Here is an 11,111-nt window from a genome sequence, read left to right as displayed (position 1 = left end):
CATTTATATAGTAGGATACTAAATATTTTTCTTTACTAATAACCCAACATTCTTAAAAAACCTTGTACTTCATTATAAGATACTAAAGCAAGCATGTGAAGCAAGTGTCAATATACAACTATAATTATTGAAAAATAACTGAAATGAATGAGAGGTCTACTTATTGACTACATTTTATAAATAAACAATAAAAAAACCCGCTCATCGAGCGGGTTCTATGTATGGAGGCGAGGGGAGTCGAACCCCTGTCCGAAGATAACGACAACACAAGCTTCTACGGGTGTAGTGACAGATTTGATGTCACCCTAGGAACTCCCTGTCACCGGATTCCCTTCAGGTCAGCCTGATTGTCTTCTTCAGCTAGCCCCAGGCGGAGACTAGACAGCGTATCCCACTAAAGTTGAGCCCTCATCCCGGTACATGGGCGATACAGAGCGAGAGCACGCTCACAGGTTATTAAGCTGCGAAAGCGTAGTTGTTTTGTTGTTTGCCGTTTAATTGGCTTTAGCGTTGATGAAGTGGACGCGTCCCCACTACCCGCTACTCATGCCCGAACTATCCCCGTCGAATCCAAAAACGCCCCCTTAAGTTGGAGAAATGCCGGTGCTTCGCACCTTGGCGTTCCTGCCAAAAAGGGCTATCGGATTAAATCAAAGAATGTATTCAGTCATAGCAGTCCATCTATTGCGCATTCTTTCCCTCCAAGAAAGGAATACGCAGGCTGTATGCTGATTGTCAAAGATCTTGTTGATCTCTCTTACATCACTTAGTATATCACATTTTACATCAAAATGATATATACATTGCAGGTAACACAGCTAAAAGCTGCCATCGGGCAAGTTGCTCCATTACCTTGCAATCTTCTGCTTCTCGCGCAGCGCACGCTGGATATCGCGTTGTGCATCCTTCTTAGCGGCATCGGCACGCTTGTCGTACTGACGCTTACCTTTACCGAGGCCCAGCAATAACTTGGCATAGCCGTTACGAACGTAGATCTTCAGCGGTACGATCGCGTAACCGTCCTGCTTGGACAGGCCCAGCAGCTTGCGGATCTGCTCCTTGTGCAGCAGCAGCTTCCGTGTCCGCGTAGGATCCGTTGGGTTGTTGCGGTTCCCTTGCTCGAACGGGCTGATATGCATGTTATGGATATGGATCTCGCCATTCCGAATGGTTGCGAATGCATCTCCGATATTGACGCGGCCGTTCCGTATGGATTTGATCTCCGTTCCGGTCAGCACCATCCCGGCTTCATACGTATCCTCGATGAAGTAATCATGGGAAGCTTTTTTGTTCTGGGCCAGAACCTTCCCGTCACTTTTCTTACCCATGGTCTCACCCCTTGTCATCAACAATGATAATGGAAAAAGGACTTCCGGCAGACCGCCAATGCAATCTCACCAGAAGTCCATTGTATCAAACGTCAGCCTCCAAAAGCAAGGTGGGGCAAGCGCCTCCAGTGACAGATCAGGAGGAGAATGTTACTTTTTCTTCTTGCGGACAAAAGCGGCCGTGCCGTTTCCACCCTTGCTCTTCCGTTTGCGGCCACCGCCGCCACCGGAGTTGCCACCAGTATTGCCGCCTGGTGTTGGACCTTCGCCGATGAAAATGCCGCTGCCCGCCGTCTTCTTGCGTCGACCCTTGCCGCCGGCGCCACCGGAGCGCGCGTTGCGGTCAAATCCCAGGGCGCCGCCGCTGGCGGAGCTGTAGCCGCCTTTGCCGGAGCCAAAGGCGAAGTTCGACGCCTGCTGCTCGCCAGCTCCAGCAGCTGCTTCACCGCCACCGCGCGCACCACGCCCGCTCGGCGGGGCATCGCCGCGGCCACCCTGGCCGCCGGCGCTGTCCTTGCGGCGTCCGCCTGGCGCGCCGCCTTCAGCCGCGCCGCGCTTACCGCCGCGGCCCTTACCCCCGCGGGCTGCGCCGTCGCGGGCACCAAATCCGCGGCCGCCATTGCCGCCGCGGTCGCCTTCGCCGCGCCCTTGGCGGCGCGGCTTCATATCCACCATCTCAAAATCGATGGTGTGATCGTCCATGTTCACCTTCGCCACGCGAACCTTCACATCATCACCGATGCGGTATACCTTCGAGGTCCGCTCCCCGATGAGCGCCATATGGCCCTCATCGAAATGATAATAATCGTCGGTCATCGCGCTGAGGCGAATCAAGCCTTCGACCGTGTTCTCCAGCTCGATGAACATACCGAAGCTGGTCACGCTGCTGATAATGCCTTCGAACTCTTCGCCGACTTTATCCAGCATGAACTCGGCTTTCTTGAGCGCTTCCGTATCGCGCTCCGCATCCACGGCCACACGCTCGCGCTCCGAAGATTGCTGAGCGATGTCAGCCATCCGGCCCGCCAGCACCTCATGACGCTTCTCATCGAGCGCGCCGCCGTTCTCCAGCACTTCCCGGATGACCCGGTGAATAACCAGATCGGGGTAACGCCGAATCGGAGACGTAAAGTGAGAATAATATTCCGCAGCAAGGCCGAAGTGACCCGTGCTCTCCGCGTCATATTTCGCCTGCTTCATCGAACGGAGCATCATGGTGCTGAGCACCGTTTGCTCCTTCGTGCCTTGAATGGCTTCCAGCAGGTTTTGCAGCGCACGCGGATGGATCGAGTTGCCCCGTCCCTTCACCTGATGCCCGAAATTGGCCGCGAATGCCATAAAGTTCTGCAGCTTCTCCTGATCTGGGTCCTCATGGATCCGGTAGATGAACGGTACTTTCAGCCAGTGGAAATGCTCAGCCACGGTTTCGTTGGCCGCCAGCATGAATTCCTCAATGATCTGCTCCGCGATGGAACGCTCTCTTTTAACGATATCCACGGGTTTGCCGTTCTCATCCACGATGACTTTGGATTCCACAAAATCAAAATCCACCGCGCCCCGGCGCATCCGGCGATTCCGCAGCTTCAGCGCCAGCTCGCGCATCAAGCGGAAATCCTCCACGAGGTCACTGTAACGCTCGATCAGCTCCGGATCCTCATCCACCAGGATTTTACGTACATTGTTATACGTCATCCGTTCTTTTGTACGAATAACACTCGTGAAAATATCGTGCTTCACAACTTTCATCTGCTCGTTGAATTCCATCTCACAGGACATCGTCAGACGATCCACCTGCGGATTCAAACTGCATATGCCGTTGGACAGACGGTGCGGCAGCATCGGAATAACCCGATCCACCAAATACACACTGCAGCCGCGATTGTAAGCTTCCTTATCCAGCTCGGAGCGGTCACGGACATAATAACTGACATCGGCAATATGAACGCCCAAACGGTAATTCCCGTTCGGCAGACGTTCCACATTCACCGCATCATCAAGATCCTTGGCATCTTCGCCGTCAATCGTCACAATGTTCAAGCCGCGCAGATCCCGGCGTCCCTGCTGTACAATCTCTTCTTCCGAAATGGCATCCGGCGCTGCATCTGCCTCGGCCAGAACTTCCTCCGGAAAGCCTTCTGGCAGCTGATGCTTGCGGATAATGGACAGGATATCGACGCCCGGATCGTCCTTGTGACCCAGAATCTCCACCACTTCGCCCTCTGCCGCCGCTCTTCCTTCCGGATAGCTGACCAGCTTCACCACGACCTTCACGCCATCAACGGCTCCGTTAATCGCATGCTTCGGAATAAAAATATCCCGGTTGATCCGCTTGTCATCCGGCAGCACAAAGCCATAGGCTTCATGGTTCTGGAATACACCCACGACTTGGGTGACGGCGCGCGTCACGATACGGACCACTTCGCCTTCCATTTTGCCGCCGTCGCTGCTTTGGGAACTGATCCGGATAAGCACGATATCTCCATTCATCGCACTCTTCAAGTCATTAGCATGAATGTACACATCCGGGTGCTCGCGATCATCAGGAATCAGAAAGGCAAAACCCTTCGCATGAGCCTGCAGTCGTCCGCGCAGCAAATTCATCCGTTCCGGCACGCCATATCGCTGGGTGCTGGTCAGAATGATTTTTCCGGATTGCTCAAGCTCATTCAGCAGCTTCAAGAATTCCCTGAATTCATGGGCATCCTTAATGGCAAAATGCTGCTCCAATTCCTGGTACGTCATCGGCTTGTATGCAGTTTCCCGCATAAAATTCAGTAATATTTCTTCAGTTATCATCATTATCACCTCGGGGAACCTGCAATTTCATCGTTCCGCTATCCATTCTTTACCTTCATATACTCATACCCTAGTATACACGAATTTAATCCTCGGTATCCTTCCGAACACCGTCTTAACCTATGTATTCCGAAATTCAGGCAATAAAAAACCCCCGCTCTTCCAAGAGTGAAAAAGCGAGGGTAACGTTAATTGTTATTTCAACATAGCAACAACGATGGCCAAAATCATAAATCCTGTTGCAAGACCTACCGTTGTACGCTGCAGTACGAGATCCATACCGCGAGCCTTTGTTTTACCAAAAAGATGTTCCGCACCGCCGGAGATGGCACCGGCAAGACCTGCGCTTTTCCCTTTTTGGAGAAGAACGACAGTAATCAACCCGATGGAGAAAATAACAAGCAACACTTCAAAAAATACAACCATGACTTCCACCTCCTACGTATGTAAACATCTAAATTTATGATCTGAAGAGACATTCTAGATTCTACATGAAAAACAGCATTTTTATTGTACCACAGCTTTAATGGCCTGACAAGAAGTGCGGGGAACAATCCCAACAAAAAATCTGCTCGGCCAGCCGGTTGGAAGTCGCCTAACATCGTCGATTGGCGGTATGGACTGACACTCCATATCCGGCCACACCATGATTCGCTCGCCAAAAAACAAATGGCCTGCCCCTCCAGCGCTGGCAGACCACCTGTTTCATAGCAGCCAAGGCTGCTTTATTTCACTCGGAAGGATCCTGTGCTGATCGCTACAAGATCGCCCTTCTCGTTCGCAATTCTGCATTCTGTTGTGACCGAACGGTGCGTCTGATGCACGATGCTTGCCGTTACGGTAAGGAGACCCGCTCTGGCCGGCATGACAAAATGCACGTTCAGATTGCTCGTCACCGTGGATTCGCCGGGGCGCTCCAGCATGACGGCAATGCCCATGGCGTTATCCATCAATGAGGAGAGTACGCCGCCATGCACGATGCCCATCATATTCATATGATGTGGCTGGGCATCCAGCGTGACGACAACCGCCTCCGGACTGGCAGACGCAAGCTTGCAGCCGAGATATCCCCAGAAGGTGGGCTCCGCCGCTCGAGTCATGGCCTCAATGTACGCCTCCCGGTCGAATTCCGGCTGCCCGGCCTTCGTATCCGGATTGGCATTGGTATGATTCATCAGGCCGCCTCCTTTTTTTGTTATGACGTCGTTAGTACTGTATCCATTCCAGCGGGATAACATGAATCACTTAACGTGCCTGCTCCGCTATTCTGCGCTTCAGCCCGTTCTACCTTCCTCTTCCTCCTCCAGCAGTTTGCGGCGCAGCACCTTGCCTACCATCGTCTTCGGCAGCGAATCGCGGAACACGTACTCGCGCGGCACCTTATAGGCTGCCAGCTGACTGCGGCAAAACTTCTCAAGGCCCGAAGGGTCCGGAGACGCGCCATCCTTCAGCACGATATAAGCCCTCACGGTTTCGCCGCGATAATCGTCCTTCGTTCCGACAACGACGGCTTCCTTGACGGAAGGATGCTCATACAGTACTTCCTCGATCTCCCGAGGGTAAATATTGAAACCGCTTGCAATGATCATGTCCTTCTTGCGGTCGATGATCGTAAAATACCCCTCTTCGTCCATCGTTGCCATATCCCCTGTGAACAACCAGCCGTTTCGCAGCGTGTCGAACGTCTCCTCCGGCCGGTTCCAGTACCCCATCATCACCTGCGGTCCTTTTACTATTAGCTCACCAGGCTCCCCGATGGGCATTTCTTCGCCCGTATCGGGATCGACCACCTTAGCATCCGTATCCGGAACAGGTACGCCGATGGTGCCGATTTTGCGCCTTCCCCAGATCGGATTCACATGAGTAACCGGGGAAGCTTCAGTCAGGCCATAGCCTTCGATCAGCCGTCCTTTGGTCAGCTCCTCGAACTTATCCTGCACCTCAACCGGAAGCCCGGCAGAGCCGCTGACGCAAGCATTAATCGAAGAGAGGTCATATTCCCTGATCTTGGGATGATTAATCAGTGCGATATACATGGTCGGCGCGCCCGGGAAAAGCGTCGGCTTCATTTTTTTGATCAGGTTCAGAATCATCGTCACTTCGAATTTCGGTACCAATATCAGCATGCCGGCACGGTAGATGGCCTGGTTCAGCAGCACGGTCAGTCCGAACACGTGAAAACAGGGCAAAACCGCTAAATAGCGCTCCTTCCCATCCTCCACCTGAAAGCACCAGTTCGCGGACTGCAAGGTGTTGGCGATCAGATTCATATGCGTCAGCATGACGCCTTTAGGAACACCCGTCGTACCACCCGTATACTGGAGCAGTGCCAAGTCCTTCTCCGCCTTCACGGGTTCGCAGATCGGGTCATTCGGCGCGCTGGCGAGCAGCTTCTTGAAGGCATGGACGCGGCTCCCATAATTGACGACCGGAAGAGGGCCCTCCTTCTTGGCTTTGATCGGGTAGAGAAGATCTTTGGGGAATGGCAGGTAATCCGCCACGGACGTGACGATCATATGCTCCAGTTCCGTCTCCTCGATGACTTTTTCAACGCGGGACACAAACATATCCATGGTAATGATGATCTTGGCACCGGAATCCTTCATCTGATGCGCAATTTCCCGCTCCATATAGAGCGGGTTGGTCATGACGGCAACGGCTCCGGCCAGCAGCACGCCATAATACGAGATCACCACCTGCGGGCAGTTGGGCAGCATGATCGCTACCCGGTCGCCCTTCTTAATTCCTTTGCTGCGGAGCGCGTTCGCCATACGATAGGACGACTCCAGCAGACTTCTATAGTTGATCGTCTTGCCCATGAAATACATGGCCGGCCGATTCGGAAACTTCTGTGCCGACGTCACGAGAAATGATGCCAAATTCTGTTTCGGATAATCAAAAGCGGGGGCTACTTCGGGCGGATAAAACGGCAGCCAAGGCTTTGTATCCATACAAAACCAACCCTTTCCTAAGGAATGCTCCTTCTTTCCTACTCCAAGAAAAATCTCTCTCTTTTGCGGTTACTTACGCATCGTATTGGCGTTGACGCGTGTTACACCGTGTACCGCTCGTTCTTGACCACGCGGGCTGCGATGCTGCGCTTGAGGGCCACCGTATCGACCGGCGTGCAACGCGTCAGTTTCTTGAGCACCGACAGCTGCATCCGCAGCATATCCCCGGTTTCCACTGAGGCCAGCGTTTCTTTTGCAAGTGCTTCAATGCGCTGGAACGCCTCGTATGCAAACACCTGCGTCATCTCGATCATGCCGGCTGCTTTTTCCTCGGAGGTGCGTTCGATTTGCTTGCGGGTACGCAGCAGCGCACTCTCGAGAGCATAAATATCAATCATCATATCCGCCAGATTGGACAAGGCCTCCTGCTCTTTCTCCAGCTTCGTTCCGAACTTCTGTACCGCCATACCGCCTGCAAGGAGGAAAATCTTCTTGCTCATCTCCAGGAAGTGCGCTTCCTGCTCTAGTGTGCCCTCGAAGGTTTGACCAGGTACCAGCTGCAGCAGCTCTCCTTGGAGACCTTGTGCTTTTTGCAGGAGCGCGATCTCACCCTTCATGGCCTTCTTCACGAGCGTGCCCGGAATCAGGAGCCGGTTGATCTCGTTCGTGCCTTCAAAGATACGGTTGATGCGGGAGTCCCGATAGATGCGTTCCACTTTGTACTCTTGGATATATCCATAGCCCCCGTGAATCTGTACCGCCTCGTCTGCCACGTTATCGAGTCCTTCCGAACAGAACACCTTGTTGATCGAGCATTCGATGGCATAGTCAGAGATCGCCGCAGCCGAGTGGATTCCGGCATCCTCGCTGTTGTAATCGATGTCCTGCATCGCTTCGTCCAGCAATCCTGCCGTCCGGTAAACCATACTCTCCATCACGAAGGTGGTGATGTTCATCTCGGCCAGCTTCTTGCGCATGAGCGGGAACTGCGAGATAGGCGTATCAAACTGTTTACGGGTGTTAGCATATTTCGCGCTCAGCTCGATCGATTCCTTCGCCGCACCGACCGTACCGGCTGCCAATTTATACCTGCCGATGTTCAGGATGTTAAAGGCAATCCGGTGGCCTTTGCCGATCTCGCCGAGCAGGTTCTCCTTCGGCACCTTGACGTCTTCGAAAAAGAGCGGACGCGTCGACGAGCCCTTGATGCCCATCTTCTTCTCCTCCGGACCGAGCGTGAAGCCCTCCATCTCCTTCTCGACGATGAACGCGGTGAAGTGCTCCCCGTCAATCTTGGCGTAGACGATAAAGATATCCGCAAATCCGGCGTTAGTTATATATAGCTTCGATCCGTTCAAAATATAATACTCTCCGTCGTCCGACAAGCGTGCCGTCGTTTTGGCACCCAGCGCATCCGAGCCGGAGGTCGGCTCCGTCAAGCAATAAGCCGCGATTTTAGCGCCGGTCGAGAGATCCGGCAGGTACTTCTGCTTCTGCTCGGTCGTGCCGAAGAACACGATCGGCAGCGTACCGATCCCCACATGAGCCCCGAAGGAAAGCGCGAAGGACGATCCCTTCGCCAACGCTTCATTAATTATTGTAGAACTGACCTTATCCAGCCCGATCCCGCCGAACGGCTCCGGCACATCGGCCCCGAGCAGGCCCAGCTCGCCTGCCTTGCGAAGCAGATCTACGGTCATCTCGTAATTCAGCTTCTCCAGCTCTTCATCATGCGGCACGACTTCCCCGTCGATAAAATCACGCACCGTCTCGCCGATCATGCGGTGCTCTTCCGTGAAATCCTCCGGTGTCAGGATGCGCTGTTTATCGGGATTATCGATGACAAAGCTGCCACCTTTGATTTTCGGTTCTTTGGTTTGGTTATCGCTCATGATTGGTTTCCCCTTTCGGAATGTGGAATATTGGAGTGCAAGGACTGCCCTGGTGTTATGTTGGTATCTGTTGGATTGACCCCTAGATGCAGTAATGCTTAAGGGAGGTGCACAAATGTCCGCTCCGCGTGCGGATTGTACTTCCGATCGCTGTTGAGTTTGGATTTCCAGGAATGAATCTATCCATAGTAGAAATCCAAACTCAAAGGCGACCGCTGCCGCTTCTCCAGTACAATTCCGCTCTCTCCGCTGGGCTGGCGCACACTAGTGAATCTCCTAAGTTCAACACCTGCCTTTGGCTATCATTGCACTCCCCTGTGGTTGGAGTGGGTGGTGCCGTGTCCGGTCCGTGTTCGGAGCGGACACGGCACTAAGACTACATTTCAGAGTGAATAGGCTGGTCATGCATCAGTAGAGGACCAGTAGACTTGATACTAAAGAATCTAGATTGGGTTGACCGATTATTATCAGAAACGTTATTGAACTAACTTTTCCTAACACCTTGTTGGGAGCTGCAGGTCCTCTTGAGGACAAACGCGAATCGAACCACAATGAGCACCTGCAGAGACTAATGCGAGAATCCCGCCCCATATCCTCTAGGCGCTTGGAAGGTAGCGTAATTCTGCACCACCTACTCCTTACGCCCCGGCTGCGTGCACCTCGAACACCCCCGCGGCTCCCATGCCGCCGCCGATACACATGCTCACGACGCCGTAGCCGCCGCCGCGGCGGGCCAGCTCGGAGACGAGGCTGACGGTCAGTTTTGCGCCGGTGCAGCCGAGCGGATGGCCGAGCGCAATAGCGCCGCCATTGACGTTGACTTTACTCTCGTCGATACCCAGCGCGCGGATGATGTGGAGGCATTGCGAAGCGAACGCCTCGTTAATCTCGAACACATCCACCTGATCCAGCTCAATGCCCGCCATGCGCAGCGCCTTCGGGATCGCTTCAACGGGGCCGACGCCCATAATCTCCGGCTCTACGCCTGCCAGGGCAAACGATTTGAAGGTAGCCAGCGGGGTAAGGCCCAGCTGCTCCGCTTTCTCGCGGCTCATGACGGCTACCGCCGCCGCGCCGTCACTCGTCTGCGACGCATTGCCCGCGGTCACCGAGCCGCCAAGGGCAAAGGCTGGCTTCAGTTTAGCCAGCACATCCGGGGTCGTGTCTGGCCGGACCCCTTCATCCGTATCGAAGGCAAAGGTTTTGCTGCGCACCTTGCCCTGCTCATCGGCCGCAGCCAGCGTTACGTTCACCGGTACGATCTCGTCCCGGAACTTCCCTTCCGCGATGGCCGCCGCGGCCTTGCGGTGACTGCTAGCCGCGAAGGCATCCTGCGCCTCGCGGGTAATGCCGAAGCGACGGGCCACCTCTTCCGCGGTATGGCCCATGCCAATGTACACCTCCGACATCTCTTCCACGATCGTCGGATGCGGCGCCGGCTTGAAGCCGGTCATCGGCACATGGCTCATGCTCTCGACACCGCCGGCGACGATGACCTCGGCATGACCAAGCATGATGCGTTCTGCCGCAAAAGCGATTGCCTGAAGCCCCGAGGAACAGAAACGATTGACGGTCAGCGCGGGTACCGTCACGGGATATCCCGCATATAGCGAGATAATCCGCGCGACATTCAGGCCTTGCTCGCCTTCCGGCATCGCGCAGCCGAGGATGATATCCTCGACGTCCTCTTTTTTCAGGCCCGGTGCACGCTCAATGACGGCTTCCAGTACGGCTTTGCCGAGATCCTCCACGCGCGTCTGGGCAAAACTGCCCTTCTTCGCCTTCCCCACCGGAGTACGGGCAAGGGATACTATGACTGCTTCTCTCATGCCATTCACCTCATCAACTTGAAATGGTTGGATCCAATACCGTTTATAATTGCGCGGGCCGCTAATCGGCCGTGAAATGAATTCGTAACAGGTGGAACTGATTAAAGAGCTGCCATCACCCAAACTTCAACAGCACGGACAATCTGCCACATGTACCGTATCCACGTTTGATTTGGTGAATCGCACGTTGCGGATGATAGCTAATCTTTTAGCTGTGAAGCTTTAAGGACTATACCAACATTTAGTTTTCGTCATGTCCTGATTGCTTTCAAGATACCGAAGGCAAGGAGAGACCGGAAGTCGAGACGCTCAAAA

Annotated in this window: 7 protein-coding genes and 1 other RNA gene; all 8 read right to left on the bottom strand. The window is 54.0% G+C overall.

Going from position 1 to position 11,111, the window contains the following annotated elements; translation table 11 throughout:
* Positions 1-219: 219 nt before the first annotated feature.
* Positions 220-584, bottom strand: a transfer-messenger RNA (tmRNA) gene (gene ssrA / locus MKX98_RS01510).
* A 264-nt stretch (positions 585-848) separates the two neighbouring features.
* Complete coding sequence (smpB, locus tag MKX98_RS01505) at positions 849-1,328, bottom strand: SsrA-binding protein SmpB (RefSeq protein WP_071219562.1); 480 nt, start codon at positions 1,326-1,328, stop codon at positions 849-851.
* A 150-nt stretch (positions 1,329-1,478) separates the two neighbouring features.
* Complete coding sequence (gene rnr, locus MKX98_RS01500; RefSeq protein ID WP_220686920.1) at positions 1,479-4,124, bottom strand: ribonuclease R; 2,646 nt, start codon at positions 4,122-4,124, stop codon at positions 1,479-1,481.
* A 195-nt stretch (positions 4,125-4,319) separates the two neighbouring features.
* Positions 4,320-4,550, bottom strand: coding sequence for a preprotein translocase subunit SecG (gene secG / locus MKX98_RS01495; RefSeq protein WP_194540456.1), 231 nt, complete (start codon positions 4,548-4,550; stop codon positions 4,320-4,322).
* Between the two features lie 299 nt (positions 4,551-4,849).
* Positions 4,850-5,299: a PaaI family thioesterase gene (locus MKX98_RS01490; protein ID WP_220686921.1), complete on the bottom strand. Its 450-nt coding sequence runs from the start codon at positions 5,297-5,299 to the stop codon at positions 4,850-4,852.
* 99 nt (positions 5,300-5,398) lie between these two features.
* Positions 5,399-7,075, bottom strand: coding sequence for a long-chain fatty acid--CoA ligase (locus MKX98_RS01485; protein WP_220686922.1), 1,677 nt, complete (start codon positions 7,073-7,075; stop codon positions 5,399-5,401).
* 101 nt (positions 7,076-7,176) lie between these two features.
* Entirely contained in the window at positions 7,177-8,967 is a 1,791-nt protein-coding gene (locus MKX98_RS01480; RefSeq protein ID WP_220686923.1) for an acyl-CoA dehydrogenase family protein, read from the bottom strand.
* Positions 8,968-9,605: 638 nt separating this feature from the next.
* Positions 9,606-10,796 (bottom strand): acetyl-CoA C-acyltransferase, encoded by a 1,191-nt coding sequence (locus MKX98_RS01475; protein WP_339221000.1) that lies wholly within the window; start codon positions 10,794-10,796, stop codon positions 9,606-9,608.
* Positions 10,797-11,111: the final 315 nt, after the last annotated feature.

Source organism: Paenibacillus sp. FSL W7-1332 (genome assembly GCF_037969785.1).
In the GTDB taxonomy this organism is placed as follows: Bacteria; Bacillota; Bacilli; order Paenibacillales; family Paenibacillaceae; genus Paenibacillus_AQ.
Note: the sequence above shows the minus strand (reverse complement) of the source record. Positions and strands in the feature narration are given on the sequence as shown.

Excerpts from the sequence above, each read along its gene's own strand:
- secG (WP_194540456.1), bottom strand. The coding sequence starts at position 4,550 with ATGGTTGTATTTTTTGAAGTGTTGCTTGTTATTTTCTCCATCGGGTTG.
- smpB (WP_071219562.1), bottom strand. The coding sequence starts at position 1,328 with ATGGGTAAGAAAAGTGACGGGAAGGTTCTGGCCCAGAACAAAAAAGCT.
- MKX98_RS01490 (WP_220686921.1), bottom strand. The coding sequence starts at position 5,299 with ATGAATCATACCAATGCCAATCCGGATACGAAGGCCGGGCAGCCGGAA.
- MKX98_RS01480 (WP_220686923.1), bottom strand. The coding sequence starts at position 8,967 with ATGAGCGATAACCAAACCAAAGAACCGAAAATCAAAGGTGGCAGCTTT.
- MKX98_RS01485 (WP_220686922.1), bottom strand. The coding sequence starts at position 7,075 with ATGGATACAAAGCCTTGGCTGCCGTTTTATCCGCCCGAAGTAGCCCCC.
- rnr (WP_220686920.1), bottom strand. The coding sequence starts at position 4,124 with ATGATAACTGAAGAAATATTACTGAATTTTATGCGGGAAACTGCATAC.
- MKX98_RS01475 (WP_339221000.1), bottom strand. The coding sequence starts at position 10,796 with ATGAGAGAAGCAGTCATAGTATCCCTTGCCCGTACTCCGGTGGGGAAG.